Origin of the sequence: Sphingobium cupriresistens LL01, from assembly GCF_001046645.1 — a bacterium.
GTDB lineage: Bacteria > Pseudomonadota > Alphaproteobacteria > Sphingomonadales > Sphingomonadaceae > Sphingobium > Sphingobium cupriresistens.
The window spans coordinates 2,525,927-2,550,333 of sequence record NZ_KQ130434.1; the positions used below are offsets into that span (position 1 = coordinate 2,525,927).

Below are 24,407 nucleotides of genomic sequence, written 5' to 3' on the forward strand. Positions count from 1 at the left end.
GCGTCATTCTCTTCGCGAGAATGACGCTCTTTCCGTGTCGCGCGAATACAAGCTTTATTGCGGCGCGTCCGGCGCCGGTTCGGCGGCATCATCGTCCGCATAGGGATCGGGTAACACGACCTTGGGCGCATCTTTCTTGCCCGGCGTGCGCAGGCCGTCGCCATAGATGGGCACAACCGGCTCCGCCGACACGCGCCCGTGCAGCGCTTCGATCTCCGCCTTACGCTGTTTCAGGTACAGCGTCTTGTAGACGGTATAGGGATCGTCTTCCTTGCGGATCGCCGTGATCGTCTCGTCGAATGCGGCGCGCTCGCCCAACTGGTTCAGGATCGTCGCGGGAATGACATAGGCCGGCTTGAAGAATTTGCCGCCCAGGGCGAAAGGCAGGATCATCTTGTCCGCCGTATCGCCGATGATGTCGCGCAACGTGGTCGGCCCGACGACCGGCAAATACATATACGGCCCCGGCCCTACGCCGTAGAAACCCAAAGTATTGGCAATGCCATTGTCGCGATGGGGCAGGTTGAACGGCTTGCGCTTGGCCACATCGAACATCCCGACGAAACCCAGCGTCGTATTGACGCCAAAGCGCCCGGCCGTCTCGAACGCCTTGCCCGGTTTGAACTGCAACAGATAGGCGGCCGCCACGATCGGTTCGCCCAGGTTCGAAAAGAAGTTACGCAACCCCTTGCGCACCGGGCGCGGCAGGCCCTTGTTATAGGCCTTCGCCACCGGCTCCACGACCGCCCTGTCGACCGACTGCACCGCCTCGAAACTCTTGGCGTTGAGCTGCTCCAGCGGGTCGCCCTTGGGCGCGCCCTTGTCGCCGGTGACCACGATGTCCTGCGCCGCGTCGCCCTGTGGGGCGAGCGGCGGGGCAGCGACAGGTTGCGTGGGTGCCTGCGCCGGGGCGGCGGGAGTGACGGACGGCGCTGCATCCTGCACCCCACCCGCGACTTCTGCGGCCACGGCCAGTTGCGGCGCGGCGGCTTCCGCCTGCGTCCCGATCATCATCATTCCCGCAGCTACGGCCGGCAATAGCATAGTCATGTCCTAGCAGCAGCCACGCGCTCTCCCCCCGCGCGGCTATCAAAATCCGTGACATACCGGACATATAATCCGTGTTACATCAGGCATACAGTGCGGCTAGAGGTGGTGGCCATGGTCGTCAATAGCAAGGCCACGCCATAGATCGGCCGGAAGGGGCCTCTTGTCGCATCCCGATCCGGCTCTCCTTACATTTTGATACAATTTCCTGCTGCGACTCGTTTGCAACTGCGAGTCGTTCGCGTTATGCGAGGATCATCATAGCGCAGGACATATCCCACCCCATGCACGGAACCGCCCGCATCCAGACGACCAGGAAGAAGAGCGCCAAGGCCTTCTGGATGAAGCAGCTCCATACCTGGCATTGGGTGAGTTCGGCCGTCAGCCTGATCGGCCTGCTGCTTTTCGCCTTTACCGGCATCACCCTCAATCACGCCGCCGATGTCGAAGCATCGCCCCGGACCATCGAAAAGAGCGCCACCCTGCCCGCCGACCTGCTGCAACAGGTCGCCGCCAATGACGCGCCCGACGCGAAGAAGCCCCTGCCCGCGCCCGTCGCGACATGGGTCGAAAAATCGGTGGGCCTGCCGGGCGTCGGCAATGCCGAATGGTCCGCCGATGAAATCTATCTGGCCCTGCCCCGCCCCGGTGGCGATGGCTGGGTATCGATCGACCGGCACAGCGGCGCCGTCACCAGCGAAAGCACCAGCCGCGGCTGGATCAGCTATCTCAACGATCTGCACAAGGGTCGCAATGCCGGCGGCGTGTGGAAATGGTTCATCGATATTTTCTCGATCGCCTGCTTCGTCTTCGCGCTGACCGGCCTGGTACTGCTCCAGCTTCACGCCAAGAAACGGCCCAGCACCTGGCCGCTGGTCGCGATCGGCCTCGCCCTTCCGGCGCTTCTCGCCATCATCTTCATCCACTAAAGGGGAATTTTCCGCTCATGCAGATCCGCCACACGCTTATCCTGACGGGCAGCGCGACGCTGGGCGCGGCCGGAGCGCTTGCCGGCCCCGCGACCGCGCAGACGCTCGACGTCACCCTCACCCTGCCGCGCCTGTCGGTCGCCGAATATCACCGTCCCTATGTCGCGATCTGGATCGAGAAGGAGGGCGCGCCCGCCCGCACCCTGTCGATCCTGTACGACGTCGACAAGCGCAACAATGCCGGCGTCAAATGGCTGCGCGACGTGCGTAGCTGGTGGCGGGCATCGGGCCGTGCGCTCAGCCTGCCTGCCGACGGCGTCAGCGGCGCGACCCGCGCGCCGGGCACGCACAAGCTCAGCTTCACCGCCGGCAAGGGCGGAATGCCGAACCTTGCGCCCGGCAAATATACGCTGGTGGTCGAAGCCGCGCGCGAAGTGGGTGGTCGCGAAGTTGTGCGCGTCCCGCTGACCATCGGCGCATCGGGCGCGAAGGGCAGCGCCACCGGCTCGGCCGAGCTGGGCGCCGTCAATGTCGTCGTTTCACGCTAAGGGGATGCAGGTCATGATGAAATTCCGCACGCTGCTGCTCGCGGCGGGGGCTGCGCTTGCCCTGCCATCCACGGCCGGCGCCGCGCCGCGTCCCTGGATGCTGCCGTCCGAAACCATGTTCGCCGGCACCGGCAATGAATGGCTGACGGTCGATGCCGCCATCTCCACCGACCTCTTCTATTTCGATCATCCGGGGCAGGATTGGGAACCGGTCGTCACCGCCCCCGACGGATCGATCGTTCCCGCGGAAAACCGCTCCGTCGGCAAGCTGCGCGAAACCTTCGACGTGCCGGTCAAGGCCAAGGGCAGCTACAAGATCGCCATCACCAATGTCGCGGTGATGGGCAGCTTCATGCTGAACGGGGAACGCAAGATGCTGCCGCGCGGCACCACGCCCGCGACGCTCGCCACCGCCGTCCCGCAGGGCGCCACCGACGTCCAGACAGCCCAGGCGATGACGCGGATCGAAACTTTCGTCAGCGCCGGCGAACCGACCCGCGACATTTTCAAGCCGACCGGCAAGGGGTTGGAAATGGTGCCCGTCACCCATCCCAATGATGCGGCCGTGGGCGAGCCGGCCACCTTCCAGTTCCTGCTGAACGGCAAGCCAGCGGCTGGTCTGGACGTCACCGCCATCGCCGGCGGCGTGCGCTATCGCCAGGATCTCAAGCAAATGGACGCCAAGACCGATGCAGAGGGCAAGGTCACGCTGACCTGGCCGGACGCAGGCATGTATTGGGTCAGCGTCAGCACGGGCGGCCGTCGCGGCGGCGAGGGTGGCCCTGGTGGTCCCGGTGGCCCTGGCGGCCCCGGTGCTGGCGGCCCACAGGGTCCGGCGGGCGGCGAAGGCCAAGGCGGCCCCCGCCCACCCATGGGTCCGCCGCAGGACCGCGCCACCTACGCCATGACGATCGAGGTGCAGGGCTGAGCACCCATGGCGTCCGCATCGCGATAGCGCCCGGCCTGTCGCCCGACCAGTTTGTCGGGCGACAGCGCAGGGGCGCTATCGTCACTTATGGCGGCCCCACCATGGGAACTAGCTGGTCGGCGCAGATCGTCGATCCGCCCGCCCGCTCTGAAAGCGCCATCGAAGCGGTGCTGGCCCGCGTCATCGACCAGATGAGCAATTGGGAAGCGGACTCCACGATCAGCCGTTTCAACCGCATGGCCGTGGGCGCTTGGATGCCGCTGCCCGCCGACATGCTGACCGTGCTGCGCGCCGGGCTGGACATGGCGCGGCTGTCGGGCGGCGCCTTCGATCCCGCTATCGGCCAGCTCGTCGACCGATGGGGCTTCGGCCCCGGCCTTGGTCCGACCGCCGCGTCCGTCACCGCCCTCTGGACCCGCATAGAGGTGGAAGGGGATCGCGCCCGCCGCCGCGCCGACGTCGCGCTCGACTTTTCCGGCATCGCCAAGGGTTTCGCCGTCGATGCCGCCGCCGCGCAGTTGCGCGCCATGGGCGTCGCCAATTTCCTGATCGAAATCGGCGGCGAGCTGCGCGGGGAAGGCATCAAGCCCGACATCCAGCCCTGGTGGGTCGATGTCGAATCCCCGCCCGACCTCGCCGTCCCCACGCTCCGCATCGCGCTGTGCGGCCAATGCGTCGCCACCTCCGGCGACTATCGCCGCTTCCGCCTCGAAGACGGCGCGCGTCTGTCCCACAGCATCGACCCCGCGACCGGCGCCCCGATCGCGCCCGGCGTCGCTTCCGTCACCGTCCTGCACGACAGCGCCATGATGGCCGACGCATGGGCCACCGCCATCACCGTCATGGGAGCCGACCGTGGCATGGCGCTGGCCACCCGCCACGATCTCGCCGCCCGCCTCGTGCAGCGCACGGGCGACGGCGCGCAGGAATATATGACCCCCGCGCTGGCGGCGATGCTGGAGTGATGGCGCTAATCCGGTGATCGAGAATAGCGAATTGAGGTGGATTCCCACCATTCTCCGATTTTTAACAACCGTTGGGGATTTGCAGCCGTCGCTGCAAAACCAGTGATCACAAATGTTCCAATGTAGGATTTTCTCTGGTCTGTCCGCGCGATGGCGTCACAGGGGCCTGGGCGGTACGATTGCCCGAAAAAGTCCGACAACGGTGTGAACTTCGGCGCGCCCGATCATGGCGCATCATCGCCCCCCACAGCGCTCGTCAGGCGTCGGCCCAGCGCCGCAGCAAATTATGATAGACGCCAGTCAGCCGGATGACCTGCGCATCGTCATGGCCGAGGGTTTCGGCAAGCTGCTGGATGCTGCTGTCCAGATCGAACAGGGTCTGGCGCGCGCTATCATCCCGCACCATCGACTGGACCCAGAAGAAACTCGCCACACGCCGCCCGCGCGTCACCGGCTCGACCCGGTGCAGCGAGGAAGAGGGATAAAGCACCGCATGACCGGCGGGCAGCTTGATCTGTTGGACACCATAATGGGTTTCCACCGTCAGTTCGCCGCCATCATAAGCCGCCGGGTCTTCCAGAAACACGGTCATGGACAGGTCGGACCGCACCCGGAATGTCGTGCCCTTGCGGATGCGGATCGCATTGTCGACATGGGTGCCGAACGCCTGCCCACCGGCATAGCTGTTAAACAGCGGCGGGAAGATGCGCTGCGGCAGCGCCGCCGCGATGAACAGCGGGTTTTGGCCAACGGCATCGAAGACGATCTGCTGCGCCTCTTGCGCGGCAGGCGAATCTTCGGGCAATTGCAGGTTGCGCTTGGCCAGCGCCGACTGATGGCCTGACGTGATGTTGCCATCCACCCAATCACCAGCGTCGATGATGGCACGGATAGCGGCGACGCCAGCGGGGTCGATCAGGTCGGGGATGGCGATCAACATGAAAAAGCGTGTCCGTTAGGCGGCATCGGTGCGCAGAATGAAAGGGATTTCGACCACGCCCCGAACTCGGACCGGCTGCCCGCCCCGGATGGTCGGCTTCCAGCGCCAGCCCTTGACCGCATCCCTGGCGGCATCGTCGAGCCGGGCGAAACCGCTGCTCTGGCTGACGACGATGCTCTCCACCCCGCCATCCATTGCCAGGGTGATGGTCAGCACCACCGTCCCCTGCTCGCGCTTGCGGCGGCTGTCGATGGGATAGCGGGGCGGCTTGCCCGCGACCATCTGGGCGCCCAGATCGCCGCCCTGCACCATGCTGGGCGGGGCCGGCGGCGCGGCGACCGACGTGCTTGGTCCCGGCGCGATGACGGTGACCGGCGCGGCCGCCTGCACGGGCACGGGTTCGGGCGATGTCTGGACGGTTGGCACCGGCGGCGCCGGCGTCTGCACGATCGGCGGCGGCGCGACCACTTGCGGCGCGGAAGGCGGCGGCGGGGGCGTTTCCGCTGCGGGCGGCGGAGGGGGCGGCGGCGACAGGTTCACCACCGTCAGCTTGGCCGCCTCCGTCCGCTGCACGTGGTTGCGCACCTGAATCAATGCGCCGATCAACAATGCGTGGACGACCAGGATGGCGACGATGGCCGGGACGTTGGGGCGGGACCGGGCGCCATAGCGATCGGCGGAAGACGCCACGGAGGCCGACGGAGGCAGGGCCGCAACAGGCGCGAGGGCGACGACCTGCTCCGGCGCACCATCATAATCCTCAATCGGCTGGCTGGCCGCCTGCAACATGCCAGTGCCTCCCTTTGCGTGACCCTGTGGCGGTTCGCAATAGCGTGAAGCCTAATGCGAATCAATTGCGATGTTTGCGAAGGCTTTCGATCGGGCCATGCAGGGACGCTGGCGCAAACCGGAGCCTGTCGCCGCCCATCCTGCCCCCCCGGCCGGTTGGACCGGGGGATTGGATCAGAATTTATAGCCCAGAGTCAGGATCGCCGCCCGTCCTTCTCCGACCCGCGCCCACTGGGCCGACGTCTGCGCGCCGTTGCGAACCCCAGTATAATAGGTCTTGTCGGTGAAATTCTTCACATTGAGCTGGGCGGACAGACCCGGCGTGAAGTCATAGGCCAGCATCGCATTGTGGATCAGATAATCATCCACCTGATAGATGGCGCCGGTCGTCGCCGAATTGAGATCGAACTTGCCCTGATAGGTGAAGCCATAGCCGATTTTCAGGCCGAAGGGCAGCGCATAGGTGGTGAAGAAGCTGCCCGAATGTGTCGGCACATTGGTCAGTTCCGCACCCGACAGCGGATCGACCTCCCCATCCGCGACGCTCTGGATGATCTTGCTGTCCAGGTAGGTATAATTGGCGGTGACGGTCCAATTGGGCGTGATCTGGCCATTGGCGCCCAGCGCGACGCCATCGACCCGCGACTTGCCGTCCAACTGCATTTCACCCAGCGGATTGTCGTCGCTCACGATGCCGGTCACGCGGAAATTGCTACGCTCGTTGCGAAACAGCGCTGCCGTCAGCAGAACGCCTTCGCCCAATTCCGCCTTGGCGCCGATTTCATAATTGACCGCCGATTCCGGCTTCACGTTGCACGACGCCGCGGTGCAGGATCCATTGACCGAAGTCTTGGACGGGGTCTTGCTGTTGCCATAGGCGGCATAGAGGCTGATCGCTTCGACCGGCTTGTAATTGAGGCCGACGCGGTAGGAAAACAGGTCATCCTCGTTGCGGAAGGTCGTGCCGGGCGTCACCGTCCCCATGCTGGTGGCGGTTGCGCCGACGATCGTGTCGGCGCGATAGCTGCCCTTGTTCTTTTCATAGCGAAGGCCGCCGGTCAGCTCGAACTGGTCGGTCAGCTTCATCGTGTCGAACAGATAGACAGCGTAATTTTCCAGCTCGCCGGTCTGCGCCGCCGTCGGGATGAAGTTGACTGGGCCGGTATAGATGTTGCTGCCATAAGTGAAACCGTCCGGGCCGGTCACGATCGCGTTGGGATTGGCGACGTTCATCAGCGGATAAGCGCTGAAAGCTGCCGTGCCGTCCGCATTGCGCAGGCTGTTGCCCGACCGGAGGTCATATTTCTCCCACGTCACCGCCGTACCCAACACGATCGTATGTTCGATCCCGCCGGTGTTCGCCACAGCCCGCAGGTCGAGCTGGTTGAAGGCGAGCTGGTTGCGCGAATCGCGGGTGGTCCCGCGTGGGCCGCTGGGCAGATAATAACCGGCCGGAACCGTCGCAGGACAGGCATCGCCATTGGGCAGTGCTCCGTTGGCCAGGCAATAGGTGCCCTGTGGCGGATTGACGACGGTGAACTGGGTCACATCTTGCCAGCGGGTCAGGTTGCGGATACTGACCGTATCGCTGAAATCATGTTCGAAAATGGCCGTCAACTGATCGACATTGGTTTCCTGCGTATCGACATTGCGATAACCGAAATAGTCGGTGCTGTCGGCGCCCGGCAGCAAACCGCCCAGCGCGGCCACATAGGGCGCGCCATATTGGGGGGTATTTTCGTCTTCCTGATGCAGATATTGCAGCGTCAGGCGGGTCGGGCTTTCGATGCCGAAGGTGATCGACGGCGCCACGCCCCAGCGTTTATAATCCTCGACATCGCGGCCCGGCACGTCATTCTTGTGCGCCATCGCATTGATGCGAAAAGCGATGAATTCGCTGGCGCGAACATTGGCGTCGATCGCGGCGCGATAATAATTGTCGGTGCCGATGCCGGCATTGGCGACGACCTGCGTGTCGGCTTTGGGCCGCTTGGTCACGATATTGATCGAACCGCCGACAGAGCCGGACCCGGCGGTGACCGAATTGGCGCCGTTGGTGACTTCGATCTGTTCGGTGTTGAAACTGTCGGTGCGGCTGTACTGGGCGCTGTCGCGCACGCCGTCGGTGGTGATGTCGGTATTGGCCGAATAGCCGCGCAATGTGATGCTGTCGCCATAGCCCCCGCCGCCTTCGCCCGCGCCAAAGGTGATGCCGGGCACTGTCGACAACACGTCGCGCAGCGTCAACAGATTCTGCTGCTCGATCACGGTGTTGGTCAGGATGGTAATCGTCTGCGGCGTGTCGCGGACGGGGCGGGTCGCCTTGGGGCTTTCCTGCCGGGCCGGAGCGTCCTCGATTGCGGTGTCCGTGACGGTCATGCCGCCCAGACGGGGCCCCTGCTCCGCCTCTTGCGCGTTCGCAGTCGTCGCAAAAGCCATCACGCCGACGCAACCCATCGCCAGAAACGAGGTCATGCTCACCGATTTCGACATAGTTTCAGATCCCCTTTTAATCGTTGGGGGCCTGCTATTGAGAGTCCTTCTCAGAGTCAACGCTATTGCGAATAATTCTTATCGTTGTCGCAAAATGTCCAGCGAACAGCCAGCACCGGATGGCGCTGGCCAGATTGGGCGGATGCGGCGCGGCCAACCGCGCAGCATCGATACGAGCGACCAGCGCGTTGATCGGAAGATTTTGCCGCAAGGCATGGGTACGCAAGGCGTCCCAGAAGATCGGCTCCAGGCTGATCGCAGTCTGGTGTCCGGCAATGGTCACGCTCCGCTTGACCGGCGGCGCGAAGGGCGACCCCAAAGGATGGTCAGGGTCGCCCGTCATCATCAATACATGTGCTGGCCGCCGTTGATCGACAAGGTGCTGCCGGTCACGAAGCCGCCTTCCTCGCTACAGAAGAAGGCGACGCCACGCGCGATTTCGCTGGCCTGGCCCAGGCGGCCGACCGGGATTTTGGCGACGATCTTCTCCAGCACCGGCGCGGGGACCGCGGCCACCATGTCGGTGTCGATATAGCCGGGCGCGATCGCGTTGACGGTGATGCCGGACTTGGCGCCTTCCTGCGCCAGCGCCTTGGTGAAGCCGTGAATGCCCGACTTGGCGGCGGCATAGTTGACCTGGCCATATTGTCCGGCCTGGCCGTTGATCGAACCGATATTGACGATCCGGCCCCAGCCGCGTTCCCGCATCCCGCCGAAGGTCGCCTTCGACATGTTGAAGCAACCGCCGAGGTTGATGCGCATCACCTCGTTCCAATCGTCAAAGCTCATCTTGGCGAGCACGCCGTCGCGGGTGATGCCGGCATTGTTGACGACGATGTCGATCGGACCCAACGCTTCGGTCACCGCGGCGCAGCCGTCGAGGCAAGCCTGGTGATCGCCGACGTCCCATTTGAAGGTCGCGATGCCGGTCTTGTCGGTAAAGGCCTTCGCCTTCTCCTCATTGCCACCATAGTTGGCGGCGACGGTATAGCCCATCTCCTGCAAAGCCAGGCTGATCGCCTCGCCGATGCCGCGCGTTCCGCCGGTCACGATCGCCACTCTCGACATATGCGTATCCTCTTCCTGCAACCGGGTCAGTTGATCCAACCCGAAAGTTCGCGGCTCACAAGCCTGTCGTACAGAGTGATAGCTTCCGCTGATGCGTTTAGACAGGGCAAAAGGGCAAATTTTTCGCCACCTTGGGCCAAAAAAACATCTTTCGCACGCAGGGCGATTTCCTCTAGGGTTTCAAGGCAATCCGCCGCGAATCCTGGTGTGACCACAGCAACATTGCGGACACCTTCCTTCACCAATTTGGCGAGCGTAGCTTCGGTTTCCGGTTCGAGCCATTTGGCGCGACCGAAGCGCGACTGGAAGCTCATATGGACCGGCAGCGGCGGGTTTTTCAGAGACAGGGCTTCACGCAGCAGGCGGACCGTCTTGACCGATTGGCAATGATAGGGATCGCCCAGATGCAAAGTGCGTTCGGGCATGCCGTGGAAACTGGCGAGCAGCGCGTCGGGAACGAAGTCGAGTGCGGCGACATGCCGGTCGATCGACGCCTTGAGCGCGGCGATATAGGCCGGATCGTCATGATAGGGCGGCAAGGTGCGAATGGCGGGTTGCCAGCGCATTGCGGCCAAGGCGGCGAAGGCCGCGTCATTGGCGGTCGCGGTGGTAGCGGCGCTATATTGCGGATAAAGCGGCGCGAGCAGGATGCGTTCGCAGCCTTGCGCCTTCATCGCCGCAAGCTTCGCCGCAATGGCCGGATTGCCGTAGCGCATCGCCCAGTCGACCACCACGCCCTGCCCCATCGCCTGTTGCAGCGCATGGGCAGTGGCGCGGGTATGGACCGCCAGCGGCGAGCCGTCCGGTGTCCACACCTGTTGATAGGCGTGGGCGGATTTCTTCGGGCGGGTAGTGAGGATCACGCCGCGCAGGATCGGTTGCCAAAGGAGTTGCGGAATCTCCACCACGCGCCGGTCGGAGAGAAATTCCGCCAGATAGCGACGCACCGATTTTGGATCGGGCGCATCGGGCGTGCCGAGATTGATGAGCAACACGCCGACCTTGGGCGTGGCAATGACGGGATGATTGGCGGGCTGGTTCATGCGGCTCCCACTAGCGGCAGGCTGCGCATACGCTGACCTGTCCATGTGTACAGGGCGTTGGCGATGGCGGGGGCGACGAGCGGCGCTGCCAGATCGCTGACCCCGGCCGGATCGGCGGTGCTGCGCATCAGTTCCACCGTGACTTCGCCGATGTCGGCGAGGCGCGGCAGGTTCATGCGGCCAAGGATGGCGCGGGTCGGCAGGCCGCGCTCATAGGGAACGGAGGCGCCCATCGCATAGGCGAGGCCATAGACCAGCCCGCTTTCTATCTGCTGCCGAGCGATGTCGGGATTGACCTGATCGCCCGCATCGACCGCAGCGACGATGCGGCTGACGCTGAGCTTATCGCCGTTCATCGCCGCCTCCACCATGATGGCGGCATAGGCGCCGTCCATCATATGGGCGGATAGCCCCTGCCCGCTGCCCGCTATGCCGCCCTGCCAGCCGCCCATCGACGCCGCGGTCGACAGGCAATGGGCGAGGCGCGGATTGCCGCCCAGCATCTGGATGCGGAAGGACATGGCCTCCATCCCCGACAGATGCGCCAGTTCATCGACGAAACTTTCCGTGAAGAAAGCGCTGTGCAGATGCGCATTACCGCGGGTGAAGCCGAGCGGCAGGCCGACATCGGTCGGGAAATGATCGACCGCCCAATTAGGAATGGCATAGGGCGGGGCCATGCCGGCGACGGCCAGCCGGGTCGCCCTGTCCGCGGCGTCCGCCGCCGCAACGTGCGGTAAGACGCCGTCCGCGATGCGCGCCCATGTCTGCGTCAGGGCGCAGGGCGCGGCGACCTTCGCCAGCCAGCCTTCGATCGCGCCGTTGCGGCCGAGCTTGGCCGCCATGCGGGCGTGGGCGGGGGCGCTCGGCCGATCCTGGACCACATCCTCCAGCCGCGACCAGAGGAGTTGCACCGGCCGCCCCATGGCGCGCGCCAGCAGCGCCGCCTGCACCCCGGCATCCCAATCCATCCTGCGGCCGAACGACCCGCCAGCATGGAGCGGATAGAGCGTCACCGCCCGTTCCGGCAGGCCCAACGCATCGGCGATCGCCGCACGGGCGAGGCCGGGCGCCTGCGTCGCCATCCAGATTTCCGCGCCGTCGTCGGTGACGCGGGCGGTGGCGCACTGGGGTTCGAGCGCCAGATGCAGCCCGGCATCGACCTGATATTCGCTGGCTAGGATGGTCGCCCCCTCGAACACCGGGGCGAGATCGCCCTGGGCATAGAGGCGGCGGCCGTCCGACCCCGCAAAAGCCGCCTCCAGCGCGTCGTCTATGCCACCGCTGCTGACCGGCACGCCGCGGAGCGTGAAGACCGGGTCGGACAGGTCGAGCGCCTTGTTCGCGGCCCACCAGTTGCTGGCGACCGCGGCGACCCAGCGTTCCTGCCGCACGAGCTTGAGGAAGCCGGTGACGCTGCCGGCGGCGCGCTCGTCCAGCCCGGCCAGCAGGGCGTCGCCGATCGGTCCCTGCCGGATCGAGGCATAGACCATGTCGGGCAGACGAATGTCGGCGGTGAAATTATGGCTGCCGTCGATCTTCGACGGGGTATCGAGCCGCGGCAGATCCTGCCCGGACAGGCGGCCATCCTGCCCCTGGCGATAGGGCAGGATATCGGGCAGGTCGAACCGGGCGGCATCCGCGACCACATCACCGATCTTCATGCGGCGCGCGCCGCCGTCGGAAATGATGCCATCCTGAATGTCGCAACTTTCCCAGGGAATGGCCCAGCGCGCCGCCGCCGCCTTGCACAACAGCACGCGGGCAGCCGCGCCGGCATCGCGATAGGCGTCGCGGAACATCGGGACGGAGGTGCCGCCGCCGGTCAGCATCAGCGCGCCGCGCGTCGCATATTGGCCGATCGCCCAGTCGCCAGCGTCACCGAGCAGCCGCGTCCAGTCGCTCGCCAGCCATGCGCGCGCCAGCAGGGTGTTGGCGTAGAGCGGGCTGATCGGCGCGCTCTGCACCGCGACTGTGCGCCAGTCCGCGCCCAGTTCGTCGGCCAATATCTGTGGCAGGACTGTGGTGACGCCCTGCCCCATTTCGGTTTGCGGCACGACGACGATGATCTGGCCGGATGCATCGATCTTCAGGAAGGCGTTGACGATGGTTTCGCCGGGACCGGCGTTGAGATTGGGCTGGTAGCTGCGCGGCCATACGCCCCAGGCGAGCAGCAGCCCCGCCGCTGCGCCACCGCCGATCAGCAGCGTGCGCCGGTTGATGCCCTGATGTTTGCCGGATTGCTTCCGCGGGGTGCGCGCCATGCCAGCCTGATAGAACCGCAGGCGCGCGCTGCCTAGCGTTAATCGGCACCTATCGGCGCAAGGCCGAGGCGGGGGATGTCGATCGCGGGACAACGATCCATCACCACCTTCAACCCGGCCGCTTCGGCGCGCGCCGCCGCCGCTTCGTTGACGACGCCCAGTTGCATCCACACCGCCTTGGCCCCGGCGGCGATGGCGTCGTCCACCGCCTCCCCCGCCGCTTCGCTGCGACGGAAGATATCGACCATGTCGACGGCCACGCCGATGTCGGACAGGCGGCCCCAGACAAATTCGCCATGGACATGCTCACCGGCGATCTGCGGATTGACCGGCAGGACGCGATAGCCATGGTCCTGAAGGAATTTCATCACGCCATAGCTGGGGCGGTCCGGGCGATCGGAAATGCCGACCAGCGCGATGGTGCGGATTTCCGACAACAAGGCGGCGATGTCCTGCGGGGCGGTGAGCGGCATGGCGTATCTCCTTTGCGACCGAGATGGGGAAGACGCGGGCGAACGCAAGACGTTCCTTTCCCGGCGCGACCGGGCGCTATAATCAGGCCGATGCCTTAAGCCAGTCGGCAACCTTGCGCGCGATGGCATGGAAGGCGTCGGCATGGACGCCCTCGCCCGCCGCCGGCGGATCGCCCGCGTCCGAGCGGCGACGGATGTCGATCGCCAGGGGCACACGGCCAAGGAAGGGCATGGACAGGTCGCCAGCCGTGCTTTCCGCGCCGCCATGGCCGAACGGATCGGAGACTTCGCCGCAATGGGGACAGGCATAGCCGGCCATATTTTCGACCAAGCCGACCATCGGCACCCCGGCCTGATGGAACAGGCTGACCGCGCGGGTGGCGTCGATCAGCGCCAGATCCTGTGGCGTGGACACGATCACCGCGCCGGCGGGCTTGTGCTTCTGCACCATGGTCAACTGGATGTCGCCGGTGCCGGGCGGCATGTCGACGACCAGCAATTCCGTCTCGCCCCACTCCGCATCGATCAGCTGCGTCAGCGCATTGCCCACCATCGGCCCGCGCCAGGCCAGCGCCTTGCCCGGCTCCACCAGATGCGCCATCGACAGCATCGGGATGCCCAGCGTGCCGGTGACGGGAATCAGCTTCTTCTCGCGCGCCTGGGGCTTTTGATCCTCGCTCCCCATCAGCCGCGCCTGCGACGGGCCGTAGATATCGGCGTCGACCAGCCCGACCTTCAGTCCGAGCCGGTGCAGCGCGACGGCGAGATTGGCCGACAGGGTGGATTTGCCCACCCCGCCCTTGCCCGACGCGACGGCCAGGATGCGCAGCGGCGCCTTGGCGGGCGGCGTTTCTGCGGGCTTTCGCTCCGCGGTCATGGCGATGCGGACGTCGGTGACGCCGGGCACGGTCAGCGCGCCTTCGCGGATCGCGGCGGCTAACCCATCGCGCCGATCGTGTTCCAGTCCACCCACGTCGAGGGCGATGGTCATCACCCCTTCCTTGAGCCGCGGCGCGCTGGCGCGGCCGTCGGTAAGGGCGGTCAGACGGGCGGTGAAATCGGCAAGATCGGTCATGGCCATGCCCTGTAGGAAATAATCGCAGGCATTTGCACTGTTTTTCGGCGAAGAGCCTTCCTATAGAAGGTGGCATGAGAAGAATGTTCGGGTGGATGCCCGCGATCGCAGCGATGGTCCAAGGCCCCTGGGGCGGCAAGAATGACGGACCCGAAGGGGACGGACAGAGGGGTGGCGGCGACGGCGGCCCGCGCAATCCGTGGACCCAGCCGGGCAGACCGTCCGGCGGCCAGAAGGGGCCATCCGCCATCGAAGAACTACTGCGCCGCGGCCGCGAAAGCTTTGGCCAGGGCGGCGGCGGGAATGGCGGTGGCTTCGGCGGGCTTCCCCCGCGCGCGTCGGGCAAGGCGCTCTGGCCGATCGCCATCGCCCTGGTTGTGATATTGTGGCTGGTCCTGACCAGTTTCCATCGCGTCGGCCCGCAGGAGCGCGGCGTCGTCACCCTGCTCGGCAAATATAGCCGCACCCTGACACCCGGCATCAGCCTGACCATGCCCGCTCCGTTCGAGGCGGTGACGACGGTCGATGTCGAGGAAATCCGCACCATCGATATAGGCTCCGCCAGTGCGGAGAGCGAAAATCTGGTGCTGACCGGGGACCAGAATATCATCGATCTCGCTTATTCGGTGCGCTGGAACATCCGCAACCCGGAACTCTATCTGTTCCAGCTGTCGGACCCGGACGCGAGCGTGCGCGAAGTCGCCGAAAGCGCGATGCGCTCCGTGCTCGCCAGCGTCAGCCTGGACGATGCGCTGGGCGCCGGGCGGACCGCGATCGAACAGCAGGTCGAATTGCGGATGCAGGAGATATTGGACGGCTACAAGTCGGGCATCCGCATCCAGGGCGTCGCGATCAAGCAGGCCGACCCGCCGACCGCCGTCAACGATGCGTTCAAGGCGGTGTCCGCCGCGCAGCAGACGGCGCAGACCTACTTGAACGAAGCGCGCGCCGCCGCCCAACAGGTGACGGCCAAGGCGCAGGGCGAGGCCGCGGCTTTCGACAAGGTCTATGAGCAATATAAGCTGTCGCCCGACGTGACCCGCCGCCGCATGTATTATGAAACCATGGAGGGCGTGCTGTCGAACGTCGACAAGACCATCGTCGAGGGCGGTAATGTGACGCCCTATCTGCCGCTGCCCGAAATCAAGCGCCGGGCGCAGCCCACCCCGACGCCAGACGCCGCCAGCACGGGAGGCCAGTGATGCCCGGCATATTGCGCCATCCCGTCGCCCTCGCGCTGATCCTGCTCGCCCTGCTGATCATGGTCGGCAGCACCGTGGCGATCGTGCCCGAAACCAAACAGGGCGTGGTCGTCCGCTTCGGCGATCCCAAGGCGATCATCAACCGCTATCGCCCCAACGAAAGTTTCGGCAACACCGGCGCCGGCATCATCTGGCGCTGGCCGTTCGTCGATCAGATCGTCTGGATCGACAAGCGTGTGCTGTCGGTCGAGATGGAGCGGCAGCAAGTGCTGTCGACTGACCAGTTGCGGCTTCAGGTCGACGCTTTCGCCCGCTATCGCATCGTCGATCCGCTGCGCATGTATATCGCGGCGGGCAACGAAGAGCGGGTCGGCGAAGCGCTGCGCCCAATCCTGGGATCCGCGCTGCGCAACGAACTGGGCAAGCGGCCCTTCGCCGCGCTGCTCAGCCCCGAACGCGGCCAGGTGATGCAGAATATCGAGGCGGGCCTCGACCGGGTCGCGCGCCAATATGGCGCCGAGATCGTCGACGTGCGGATCAAGCGCGCCGATCTGCCCGACGGCACGCCGCTGGAAAGCGCCTTCACCCGGATGCGCACCGCGCGCGAGCAGGAAGCGCTGACCATCCGCGCCCAAGGCGCCAAGCAGGCGCAGATCATCCGCGCGGAAGCCGACGCCAACGCTGCGCGCATCTATGCCGAGAGCTTCGGGAAGGACCCGTCCTTCTACGATTTCTATCGCGGGATGCAGAGCTATCGCTACACCTTCGCGCCCGATCGGCCGGGCCAGACCAATATCATCCTGTCGCCGGACAATGAATTCCTGCGGCAATTTCAGGGACGACGTTAAACTTTCGTCATGATCCCCCGGAGATCATTACGGAACCAGCGTCATTCAATGAGGGTTAAGGCAAGGCGGAGCATCTGAGGGCTTCCTAAAAGTCCCGCCTTCCTTACCATGAAGCTTTGAAGAGGACCGTCACGAGTGCGTTACGCTTATGCCATCACCGGCGCCCTGCTGCTCGGCGGCACCGCCATTGCGGTCACGACCAGTTCCAATGTCGGGGCGCAGACCGCGCAGAATGAAGGCCTCACGGCTGCGGCGCCCGCGGGTGCGCCGGCCAGCCTGGCCGACATGGTCGAGAAACTGCAACCCGCCGTGGTCAATATCTCCACCAAGCAGCGGGTGAAGGTGCAGAATCCTTTCGCCGGCACGCCATTTGGCGAATTATTCGGTCAGGGTCAGGGTGGACAGCCCCAGACCCGGCAGGCGCAATCGCTGGGATCGGGCTTCCTGATCTCCGCCGACGGTTATATAGTCACCAACAATCATGTGGTGTCTGCCGGCGCTGAAGGCGCAAGCGTCGATTCGATCACGGTCACCATGACCGACAAGCAGGAGTTTTCCGCCAAGCTGGTTGGGCGCGACCCTGCGACGGACCTGGCGGTGCTGAAAATAGAATCGCCAAAGCCCCTGCCCTTCGTCAAGTTCGGCGACAGCAGCAAGGCGCGTGTGGGCGACTGGGTCGTCGCGATCGGCAACCCCTTCGCCCTTTCGGGTACGGTCACGGCGGGCATCATTTCCGCCCTGCATCGTGGCACCGGCGGCACCTATGACAAGTTCATCCAGACAGATGCGTCCATCAACCAGGGCAATAGCGGCGGCCCGATGTTCGACATGCGCGGTAATGTCATCGGCATCAACAGCCAGATTCTGTCGCCGTCGGGCGGCAATGTGGGCATCGGCTTCGCGATTCCCTCGGAACAGGCGGCGCCGATCGTCGATACGTTGCGCAAGGGCCAGGCGATCAAGCGCGGCTATCTGGGCGTGCAGATCAGCCCGCTGGGCGAAGACCTGGCCGACTCGCTCGGCCTCGCCAAGAATCGTGGCGAATTCGTCCAAGGCGTGGAGCCGGGCAAGGGCGCTGAAAAAGCCGGGATCAAGGCGGGCGACGTGATCGTCAGCGTTGCCGGCCAGGAAGTGACCGCAGACCAGAATCTATCCTCGATCGTCGCCAATCAGGACATCGGCGCGCGCGTGCCGATCATCCTGATCCGCAACGGCCAGCGGCAGACCGTCACCGCCATCGTCGGCGAGCGTCCGTCCGAAGACGAATTGAACAATTTCGCCCAACCGCAAGGCGACGAAGATTTCAGCCAGCAGGACCAGAATCCGGGTCAAGCGACACAGCAGGCGCTGGGCATCTCGGCGATCCCGCTGACGCCGGGCATCATCCGCCAGCTCGGCATCGCCGCCGACACGAAGGGCGTCGTCATCACGGCGGTCGATGGGTCGACTGACGCGGGAGCCAAGGGCCTGCGCCGCGGCGATGTCATCATCAGCGCCAACAACCGCCCGGTCGCAAGCCAGGCGGAGCTGGACGCGCAGGCGAAGGCGGTGGCGGCCCAGGGCCGCAACGCTATCCTGCTTCAGGTGCTGCGGCGGGGTCAGCCAGCCATCTTCCTGCCGGTACGTCTGCGCGACAAGTAAGCGGCGCTTGCCGAACCGTCCTAGCCCGGTAGAGTGAGGACGTCCTATCAGACCCGTTCGGGCTTAGCCTGTCGAAGCCTTCTTCTTCCCCTGAAGAACAGAAAGGTCCTTCGACAGGCTAAGGGCGAACGGGTTTTTCTTTTCGGAGTTGCAGCAATGAGCGACGGTATCTTCATCGGCCTGGGCGCACCGGAGAAGGAAGGCGGCGTTCCGCAGATGCTGAACCTGCGCCGCGCCAACCGTCATGGGCTGATCGCAGGCGCGACCGGCACCGGCAAGACCGTGACCTTGCAGGGAATCGCCGAGAGTTTTTCCGCGCTTGGCGTGCCGGTGTTCCTGGCCGACGTGAAGGGCGACCTTGCCGGCATATCCATGGCCGGTTCCCCCACCGCCAAAAATGCCGACAAGCTGGTGGCGCGCGCGGCGGAAATCGGCATCAGCAATTATAGCTATGCCGATAATCCGGCGATCTTCTGGGATCTCTATGGCGAGCAGGGCCATCCGATCCGCACCACCGTCAGCGAGATGGGGCCGCTGCTGCTCGCGCGGCTGATGGGCCTCAACGAAACGCAGGAAGGCGTGCTGTCCATCGCCTTCAAATATGCCGATGAGGAAGGGCTGCTGCTGCTCGATCTGGGCGATTTGCAGGCGATGCTGGCCTATTGCGCGGAAAATGCCGATACGCTGTCGGCCCGCTACGGCAATGTCACCAAGGCCAGCGTCGGCGCGATTCAGCGGCAGTTGCTGCAACTGGAAAGCCAGGGCGGCGACCATTTCTTCGGTGAACCCGCGCTCGACATCCACGACATGCTGCAGGTGGACGAAAAAGGGCGCGGTTACGTGAACGTGCTGGCCGCCGACAAGCTGATGCAGAGCCCCAAACTCTACGCGACCTTCCTGCTATGGCTGTTGTCGGAATTGTTCGAGACGCTGCCGGAAGTCGGCGACCCCGACAAGCCTAAGCTGGTCTTCTTTTTCGACGAGGCGCATCTGCTGTTCGACGACGCGCCCAAGGCGCTGACCGACAAGATCGAACAGGTCGTGCGCCTGATCCGGTCCAAGGGCGTAGGCGTCTATTTCGTGACCCAGAACCCGATCGACATTCCAGAGGATGTCGCCGGGCAGCTGGGCAACCGGGTGCAACATGCGCTGCGCGCCTTCACCCCGCGCGACCAGCGGGCGATCAAGGCGGCGGCCGAAACTTTCCGCATCAATCCCGATCTGAACGTCGAGACGGCGATCACGGAGTTGAAGGTCGGCGAAGCGCTGGTTTCGCTGCTGCAGGAGGACGGGTCGCCCGGCATCGTCCAACGCACGCTGATCGCGCCGCCGCGGTCGCGGCTGGGACCGCTGGATGCCAAGGAGCGGGCGATCATCCAGTCGATCTCGCCGGTCGCCGGCAAATATGACGACGCAGTCGATCGCGAATCGGCTGAAGAGATATTGGCCGCACGCGGGCAGGCCGCCGCTGCGGCAGCGCAGGCGCAAAAGGCGCAGGCAGAGGCCGACAAAACCGCCGCCGCCCAAGCCAAGATCGAGGCGAAGCAGCGCGAGGCAGAATTGAAGGCGCAGGCCCGGCGCGAAACGGTGGAGGCGCGCGAAGCGGCCAAGCCCAGCGCTTTCGACAAAGCGATCCAGTCGGCCACGCGGGCGGCGGGCTCATCGGTCGGAAGGCAAGTCGCCAACGAACTGGGCCGCGCCGTGTTCGGCGGCACGAGCCGCAAATCCTCGTCCGGCGGGATCGCCGGCAAACTGGTCCGCGGCATATTGGGCAGCCTGTTCAAATAGGCTATGCTGGTCTACCGGCAGGGAGGCGGCGCGTCATGCAGAAGACAGCGATTTGGACAGTAGTAGCGCTGGTCGCGGCCAGCCCGCTCCACGCCCAGACGATTGATCCCCATCATGTCATCGGCGCTGCGATCGCCAGCGACATCGCGCGCGACCGGCAGGCCGAGCGCGACGCCCGTCGCACGCCCTATGCCTCGCCAGGCTATGGCGCGATCGCAACGGCCGCCGCCGCACGCGACGCCTGCGCGGCCAAGGCGCTGTACCAGGCCGGCCCCAACGGCAAGCTCATCGGTCGACCCCGCGCCAGCACCATGGCGACCGGATGGGAGGTGGAGGGCGAGATCGGCTTTGCTGAGGGCGGGGCCGTACCCTTCGTCTGCTCCGTGCGCAACGGATCGGTCAGCGGCGTGCTGTTGCAACGCTGATCGGCTATGTGGGGCGGAGCGATGGATCGCCGCCCGCCCCGCTCATAGGTCGCAAAGCAAATCTTGTTGCATGGTGGGCCGCACCCCTGTTGCTTCGGCAATATAAGCGCCGCTAAAGCCGTGGCCATGACGGCTGCCCCCTCCCCTCGCCACCCCCTGCATTTCGGCAATTTCCGGGCCTATCTCGCGGGACGGCTGTGCGCCGTGCTGGCGCAATACAGCATGATGATCGTGCTGGCGTGGCAGGCCTATAATATCGCGCGGGAGACGATGACGACCGCAGGCGCTTCGGCGCAGCTTGGCCTGATCGGGCTGGCGCAGTTCCTGCCGCTTTTCTTCCTGACACCCGTCACCGGATGGGTCGCCGACCATTATGACAGGCGGATCATCACCCGGCTGACGCTCACCTTGCTGACGATCGCGGCCGGGCTGCTTGCCTTTGCCACCTATGAAGGCTGGGTCAGCCTGCCGCTGATCTTCGGGATCGCCGTGATCGTGGGCATCGCCCGCGCCTTCAACGGCCCGGCCTATGGCGCGCTGGCGCCCAATCTGGTGCCACCAGCCGCGCTGCCCACCGCTATCGCCATTTCCAGCGTCTCGTGGCAGGCCGGGATGATCGCGGGACCGGCGGTAGGCGGCTATGCCTATGCCGCCACCCCTTGGGGCGCATATGCGCTGGCGGCCATCCTCTATGGCGTGGCGCTGGGCGCGATGCTGCTGATCGGGCCGGTGCCGCAGCCGCCGCGCGACACCAGCCGCCATCCGGTACGCCAGATGATCGACGGCTTCACCTATGTGAAGGGCAACCGGCTGGTGCTGGCGACGATCACGCTGGACCTGTTCGCGGTGCTGCTGGCGGGCGCGACCGCGCTGCTGCCGGTCTATGCCCGCGACATATTGCATGTGGGGTCGGCCGGGCTGGGCCATCTGGCAGCCGCGCCCGGCATCGGCGCGGCGGCGACCGCGCTCTGGTTCTCCTTCCGTCCGATGAAGACCGAGGTGGGGCTGAAGATGCTGGGGTCGGTCATCCTGTTCGGCTTGGCCACCATCGCGTTCGGCTGCACCGCCTTCCTGCCGCGCGGTATCGCGATCGAGGCGGGGATCGCATCGCTGGTGGTGCTGGGCGGCGCGGACATGGTGTCGGTATTCGTGCGCCAGTCGCTGGTCCAATTGCACACGCCCGATGCGATGCGCGGGCGGGTGTCCAGCCTGTCGCAGCTTACCATCTCTGCCTCCAACGAACTGGGCGAGGCGGAGTCCGGTTTCCTCGCCGCGCTGGTCGGCCCTGTCGCGGCGGTGATCGGCGGCGGCGTCGGTGCTATCATCATCACCCTATTCTGGGCGCGACTCTTTCCCGAATTGCGCCTTGCACGAAGCTTCGATCCACCCGACATCGGGCGAGAAGAGAACAGCCAGGAGAAAAACCCATGAAAGCTGCCACGATTCTCGAAACCATCGGCAATACGCCACATGTCCGCATCAACCGGCTGTTCGGCGATGCGCCCGCCGGCACCGAAGTGTGGATCAAGTCGGAACGGTCCAATCCCGGCGGGTCTATCAAGGACCGTATCGCGCTGGCGATGATCGAGGCGGCCGAGGCCAGCGGCGAATTGCAGCCGGGCGGCACCATCATCGAGCCGACATCGGGCAATACCGGCGTGGGCCTGGCCATGGTCGCGGCGGTCAAGGGCTACAAGCTGGTGCTGGTCATGCCCGAAAGCATGTCGATCGAGCGCCGCCGGCTGATGCTGGCCTATGGCGCCAGCTTCGACCTGACGCCGCGCGAAAAGGGCATGAAGGGCGCGATCGAACGCGCGCTGGAACTGGTGTCGCAGACGCCGGGTAGCTGGATGCCGCAGCAGTTCGAAAATCCCGCCAATATCGACGTGCATGTCCGCACCACGGCGCAGGAAATCCTGGCCGATTTCGCCGACGCGCCGATCGACGCGCTGATTACCGGCGTGGGCACAGGCGGCCACATCACCGGCGTCGCCGAGGTGCTGAAAAAAACATGGCCCGCGATCAAGATCTTCGCGGTCGAACCGACCCTCTCCCCGGTCATCAGCGGCGGCCAGCCCGGCCCGCACCCGATCCAGGGCATCGGCGCGGGCTTCATCCCGGCCAACCTGCACACCCAGTTGCTGGACGGCGTGATCCAGGTCGATCCGGCCGACGCCAAGGACTATGCCCGCCGCGCCGCGACGCAGGAAGGCCTGCTGGTCGGCATCTCGTCGGGCGGCACGCTGGCGGCGATCGCGCAGAAGCTGAAGGAACTGCCCGCGGGCAGCCGGGTTCTGGGCTTCAACTATGATACCGGCGAACGCTATCTGTCGGTGCCCGACTTCCTGCCCGAATAGGCTATTGGCGGCAAGCGAGGCATGACCGACCTACCTCCCCCGGCCCGGCCGCATCCTTTCCTGTGGCTGGTCTGGGCACTCCTGTTTGTCGGCCTGCCCGCACTGGCCGCCGCCTGGGACACGCGGGCGCGGCCGGACGCGGGCGCGCGCCGGATGGCCGTGGTCGAAGCCGAACGGATGAAACGCCCCACCACGCCGCCGCCGCCAGTGGAGCCGGTCGAGGTCTTCGCGCTGGAGCGGAACCAGGCGGTGGCGTTCAACGCGACCATCCCCTTTTCGCGCGATCCCAACCCGGCCGCCCGGCCCTTCCGCTTTTCGGGCTCCGAAACCGATCTGGCGCGTGCGACCGATTGCCTGGCGGCGGCGGAAATCTTCGAAGCGGGCGACGACGCCGTGGGCGAACAGGCGGTGGCGCAGGTGGTGCTGAACCGCGTGCGCCACCCCGCCTTCCCCAAGACGGTCTGCGGTGTCGTGTTTCAGGGACAGGAACGGCGCACCGGATGCCAGTTCACCTTCAGTTGCGACGGGGCGCTGACCCGCACGCCGGGCGAGGCCGCTTGGGGCCGCGCGCGCGAGATCGCCCGCGCCGCGCTGGCGGGCAAGGTCTACAAGCCGGTCGGCCACGCCACCCATTATCATACCGACTGGGTCGTGCCCTATTGGAGCGGCAGCCTGGACAAGATCGCGGCGGTCGGCACGCACCTCTTCTTCCGCTGGCGCGGCTGGTGGGGGACGCCCCCCGCATTTCACCAGAGCGACGACAAGGGCGAGCCGCTGATCGGCCGGATCGCGCGCTTCTCGCCTGCGCATCAGGGTGGGACGGATACCCCCTTGATGCCGCCGCCGACCGTGGCGGCGGCGGAGGCTGCCGCAGCGCTCGCCGCCCGGCCGCAACAGACGATCGGCGCGGATTCGCTGGGGCGTACGGTGGCGGGGGTTCGGCTGATCGCGATCGCGCCGGGGGCGAAGAGCTTCCTGGTCGAACTGCCTGCCGGCAGCGGCGGCGCGGATGGCTGGCCGGCGATGGCGCAGACCTTTTGCGCCGGGCGCGCCGAATGCCGGATCATGGCCTGGCGACCGGGCGCTGCGCCTGCGGGCCTGCCTCTCAGCGACGCGCAGATGGCGACGATGAGCTTCGCCTATATCCATAACGCCGGCAGCGGCTTGCAGCGGGCGCTGTGGAATTGCGGGCAGACGCGGCGGACGGCGAAGGAGGAATGTATGCGCCAGCGCCTCCCGACCATTGTCCCCACCCTGCCCACCGAAGCGCTGGCCGGTGTCCGGCGCAAGGGGCGGTTCGAAACGGTGAAGATCGCGCCGGTCATGCCCGCCGGTGAGACAAGAACAGCGACACCTTGAACGCTTGGCGTTTTGGCGGCTTACCTGCCCCCTTCACAAACCGGGCGCCAGCGCCTATATCGGCGGCAATCCGGTCGTCCTCTGCGCTGTGCGTAACGGGATAGGCCGTCCCCCGGATCGCTCGGGGTCTGGCTTCGAATTGCGCGCGAAGCTGGCGGAATTGGGCGAATTTTGGCGGGTCACAAAGTGCTGACAGTGCGGATCGGACAGTCCCGGCCCGCACTT

Annotated in this window: 22 protein-coding genes; 12 read left to right on the forward strand and 10 right to left on the reverse strand. The window is 65.6% G+C overall.

Features of this window, described 5'->3' with window-relative positions; all coding sequences use genetic code 11:
* Positions 1 to 54: 54 nt before the first annotated feature.
* Positions 55 to 1,044, reverse strand: coding sequence for an MlaA family lipoprotein (locus V473_RS12175; protein ID WP_066604351.1), 990 nt, complete (start codon positions 1,042 to 1,044; stop codon positions 55 to 57).
* Positions 1,045 to 1,331: 287 nt separating this feature from the next.
* Between V473_RS12175 and V473_RS12180 the strand changes: the two genes are divergently transcribed.
* From V473_RS12180 to V473_RS12195, 4 genes are all read left to right on the forward strand, one after another.
* On the forward strand, positions 1,332 to 1,976 hold the full coding sequence (locus V473_RS12180) for a PepSY-associated TM helix domain-containing protein (protein ID WP_066604353.1): 645 nt from the start codon (positions 1,332 to 1,334) through the stop codon (positions 1,974 to 1,976).
* 17 nt (positions 1,977 to 1,993) lie between these two features.
* Positions 1,994 to 2,524 carry a DUF2271 domain-containing protein gene (locus tag V473_RS12185; protein WP_066604354.1) on the forward strand — a complete coding sequence of 177 codons (531 nt, stop codon included), beginning with the start codon at positions 1,994 to 1,996 and terminating at the stop codon, positions 2,522 to 2,524.
* Positions 2,525 to 2,537: 13 nt separating this feature from the next.
* Positions 2,538 to 3,452, forward strand: coding sequence for a DUF4198 domain-containing protein (locus V473_RS12190; protein ID WP_082679132.1), 915 nt, complete (start codon positions 2,538 to 2,540; stop codon positions 3,450 to 3,452).
* A 101-nt stretch (positions 3,453 to 3,553) separates the two neighbouring features.
* Positions 3,554 to 4,417: an FAD:protein FMN transferase gene (locus V473_RS12195; RefSeq protein WP_066604355.1), complete on the forward strand. Its 864-nt coding sequence runs from the start codon at positions 3,554 to 3,556 to the stop codon at positions 4,415 to 4,417.
* 256 nt (positions 4,418 to 4,673) lie between these two features.
* Here V473_RS12195 and V473_RS12200 read toward each other — a convergent pair whose 3' ends face one another.
* The 9 genes from V473_RS12200 to V473_RS12240 all read right to left on the reverse strand — a co-directional run bounded on the left by V473_RS12200 (position 4,674) and on the right by V473_RS12240 (position 14,562).
* Complete coding sequence (locus V473_RS12200) at positions 4,674 to 5,357, reverse strand: Fe2+-dependent dioxygenase (protein ID WP_066604357.1); 684 nt, start codon at positions 5,355 to 5,357, stop codon at positions 4,674 to 4,676.
* A 15-nt stretch (positions 5,358 to 5,372) separates the two neighbouring features.
* Complete coding sequence (locus tag V473_RS12205) at positions 5,373 to 6,146, reverse strand: energy transducer TonB (protein WP_066604363.1); 774 nt, start codon at positions 6,144 to 6,146, stop codon at positions 5,373 to 5,375.
* Between the two features lie 174 nt (positions 6,147 to 6,320).
* Positions 6,321 to 8,639 (reverse strand): TonB-dependent receptor, encoded by a 2,319-nt coding sequence (locus tag V473_RS12210; RefSeq protein ID WP_066604369.1) that lies wholly within the window; start codon positions 8,637 to 8,639, stop codon positions 6,321 to 6,323.
* A 34-nt stretch (positions 8,640 to 8,673) separates the two neighbouring features.
* Positions 8,674 to 8,985 carry a ribbon-helix-helix domain-containing protein gene (locus V473_RS12215; RefSeq protein WP_082679082.1) on the reverse strand — a complete coding sequence of 104 codons (312 nt, stop codon included), beginning with the start codon at positions 8,983 to 8,985 and terminating at the stop codon, positions 8,674 to 8,676.
* The gene (phbB, locus tag V473_RS12220; RefSeq protein ID WP_066605635.1) at positions 8,985 to 9,707 is read right to left on the reverse strand and encodes an acetoacetyl-CoA reductase; all 723 of its coding nucleotides are present in this window, start codon (positions 9,705 to 9,707) and stop codon (positions 8,985 to 8,987) included. The genes V473_RS12215 and phbB overlap by 1 nt, the downstream gene beginning before the upstream one ends.
* Before the next feature lie 26 nt (positions 9,708 to 9,733).
* Positions 9,734 to 10,750 (reverse strand): ferrochelatase, encoded by a 1,017-nt coding sequence (hemH, locus tag V473_RS12225; RefSeq protein ID WP_066604372.1) that lies wholly within the window; start codon positions 10,748 to 10,750, stop codon positions 9,734 to 9,736.
* Positions 10,747 to 13,014, reverse strand: a complete 2,268-nt coding sequence (locus V473_RS12230; RefSeq protein WP_066604375.1) for a xanthine dehydrogenase family protein molybdopterin-binding subunit — start codon at positions 13,012 to 13,014, stop codon at positions 10,747 to 10,749. Before V473_RS12230 ends, hemH begins: the two co-directional genes overlap by 4 nt.
* Positions 13,015 to 13,052: 38 nt before the next feature.
* Positions 13,053 to 13,487, reverse strand: a complete 435-nt coding sequence (locus V473_RS12235; protein WP_066604377.1) for a CoA-binding protein — start codon at positions 13,485 to 13,487, stop codon at positions 13,053 to 13,055.
* An 82-nt stretch (positions 13,488 to 13,569) separates the two neighbouring features.
* Positions 13,570 to 14,562 (reverse strand): Mrp/NBP35 family ATP-binding protein, encoded by a 993-nt coding sequence (locus V473_RS12240; protein ID WP_066605640.1) that lies wholly within the window; start codon positions 14,560 to 14,562, stop codon positions 13,570 to 13,572.
* A gap of 74 nt (positions 14,563 to 14,636) precedes the next feature.
* On the opposite strand from V473_RS12240, the gene hflK reads away from it, so the two are divergent.
* The 8 genes from hflK to V473_RS12280 all read left to right on the forward strand — a co-directional run bounded on the left by hflK (position 14,637) and on the right by V473_RS12280 (position 24,182).
* Positions 14,637 to 15,764 carry an FtsH protease activity modulator HflK gene (gene hflK, locus V473_RS12245; protein ID WP_201785497.1) on the forward strand — a complete coding sequence of 376 codons (1,128 nt, stop codon included), beginning with the start codon at positions 14,637 to 14,639 and terminating at the stop codon, positions 15,762 to 15,764.
* Complete coding sequence (gene hflC, locus V473_RS12250; protein ID WP_066604385.1) at positions 15,764 to 16,612, forward strand: protease modulator HflC; 849 nt, start codon at positions 15,764 to 15,766, stop codon at positions 16,610 to 16,612. Before hflK ends, hflC begins: the two co-directional genes overlap by 1 nt.
* 135 nt (positions 16,613 to 16,747) lie before the next feature.
* Positions 16,748 to 18,253, forward strand: a complete 1,506-nt coding sequence (locus V473_RS12255) for a Do family serine endopeptidase (protein WP_066604387.1) — start codon at positions 16,748 to 16,750, stop codon at positions 18,251 to 18,253.
* Positions 18,254 to 18,409: 156 nt separating this feature from the next.
* A complete protein-coding gene (locus V473_RS12260) occupies positions 18,410 to 20,041 on the forward strand; it encodes a helicase HerA-like domain-containing protein (protein WP_066604389.1) in 1,632 nt (543 codons plus the stop codon).
* A 35-nt stretch (positions 20,042 to 20,076) separates the two neighbouring features.
* Entirely contained in the window at positions 20,077 to 20,466 is a 390-nt protein-coding gene (locus V473_RS12265) for a hypothetical protein (RefSeq protein WP_066604396.1), read from the forward strand.
* A 126-nt stretch (positions 20,467 to 20,592) separates the two neighbouring features.
* Positions 20,593 to 21,897 (forward strand): MFS transporter, encoded by a 1,305-nt coding sequence (locus V473_RS12270; protein WP_066604399.1) that lies wholly within the window; start codon positions 20,593 to 20,595, stop codon positions 21,895 to 21,897.
* On the forward strand, positions 21,894 to 22,823 hold the full coding sequence (gene cysK, locus V473_RS12275; protein ID WP_066604402.1) for a cysteine synthase A: 930 nt from the start codon (positions 21,894 to 21,896) through the stop codon (positions 22,821 to 22,823). Before V473_RS12270 ends, cysK begins: the two co-directional genes overlap by 4 nt.
* 21 nt (positions 22,824 to 22,844) lie before the next feature.
* Positions 22,845 to 24,182 carry a cell wall hydrolase gene (locus tag V473_RS12280; protein ID WP_066604409.1) on the forward strand — a complete coding sequence of 446 codons (1,338 nt, stop codon included), beginning with the start codon at positions 22,845 to 22,847 and terminating at the stop codon, positions 24,180 to 24,182.
* Positions 24,183 to 24,407: the final 225 nt, after the last annotated feature.

Excerpts from the sequence above, each read along its gene's own strand:
- V473_RS12230 (WP_066604375.1), bottom strand. The coding sequence starts at position 13,014 with ATGGCGCGCACCCCGCGGAAGCAATCCGGCAAACATCAGGGCATCAAC.
- hflK (WP_201785497.1), top strand. The coding sequence starts at position 14,637 with ATGAGAAGAATGTTCGGGTGGATGCCCGCGATCGCAGCGATGGTCCAA.
- V473_RS12190 (WP_082679132.1), top strand. The coding sequence starts at position 2,538 with ATGATGAAATTCCGCACGCTGCTGCTCGCGGCGGGGGCTGCGCTTGCC.
- hflC (WP_066604385.1), top strand. The coding sequence starts at position 15,764 with ATGCCCGGCATATTGCGCCATCCCGTCGCCCTCGCGCTGATCCTGCTC.
- V473_RS12240 (WP_066605640.1), bottom strand. The coding sequence starts at position 14,562 with ATGACCGATCTTGCCGATTTCACCGCCCGTCTGACCGCCCTTACCGAC.
- V473_RS12260 (WP_066604389.1), top strand. The coding sequence starts at position 18,410 with ATGAGCGACGGTATCTTCATCGGCCTGGGCGCACCGGAGAAGGAAGGC.
- V473_RS12195 (WP_066604355.1), top strand. The coding sequence starts at position 3,554 with ATGGGAACTAGCTGGTCGGCGCAGATCGTCGATCCGCCCGCCCGCTCT.
- V473_RS12210 (WP_066604369.1), bottom strand. The coding sequence starts at position 8,639 with ATGTCGAAATCGGTGAGCATGACCTCGTTTCTGGCGATGGGTTGCGTC.
- V473_RS12235 (WP_066604377.1), bottom strand. The coding sequence starts at position 13,487 with ATGCCGCTCACCGCCCCGCAGGACATCGCCGCCTTGTTGTCGGAAATC.
- V473_RS12175 (WP_066604351.1), bottom strand. The coding sequence starts at position 1,044 with ATGCTATTGCCGGCCGTAGCTGCGGGAATGATGATGATCGGGACGCAG.
- V473_RS12200 (WP_066604357.1), bottom strand. The coding sequence starts at position 5,357 with ATGTTGATCGCCATCCCCGACCTGATCGACCCCGCTGGCGTCGCCGCT.
- phbB (WP_066605635.1), bottom strand. The coding sequence starts at position 9,707 with ATGTCGAGAGTGGCGATCGTGACCGGCGGAACGCGCGGCATCGGCGAG.
- V473_RS12265 (WP_066604396.1), top strand. The coding sequence starts at position 20,077 with ATGCAGAAGACAGCGATTTGGACAGTAGTAGCGCTGGTCGCGGCCAGC.
- V473_RS12185 (WP_066604354.1), top strand. The coding sequence starts at position 1,994 with ATGCAGATCCGCCACACGCTTATCCTGACGGGCAGCGCGACGCTGGGC.
- V473_RS12280 (WP_066604409.1), top strand. The coding sequence starts at position 22,845 with ATGACCGACCTACCTCCCCCGGCCCGGCCGCATCCTTTCCTGTGGCTG.
- V473_RS12270 (WP_066604399.1), top strand. The coding sequence starts at position 20,593 with ATGACGGCTGCCCCCTCCCCTCGCCACCCCCTGCATTTCGGCAATTTC.
- hemH (WP_066604372.1), bottom strand. The coding sequence starts at position 10,750 with ATGAACCAGCCCGCCAATCATCCCGTCATTGCCACGCCCAAGGTCGGC.
- cysK (WP_066604402.1), top strand. The coding sequence starts at position 21,894 with ATGAAAGCTGCCACGATTCTCGAAACCATCGGCAATACGCCACATGTC.
- V473_RS12215 (WP_082679082.1), bottom strand. The coding sequence starts at position 8,985 with ATGATGACGGGCGACCCTGACCATCCTTTGGGGTCGCCCTTCGCGCCG.
- V473_RS12180 (WP_066604353.1), top strand. The coding sequence starts at position 1,332 with ATGCACGGAACCGCCCGCATCCAGACGACCAGGAAGAAGAGCGCCAAG.
- V473_RS12205 (WP_066604363.1), bottom strand. The coding sequence starts at position 6,146 with ATGTTGCAGGCGGCCAGCCAGCCGATTGAGGATTATGATGGTGCGCCG.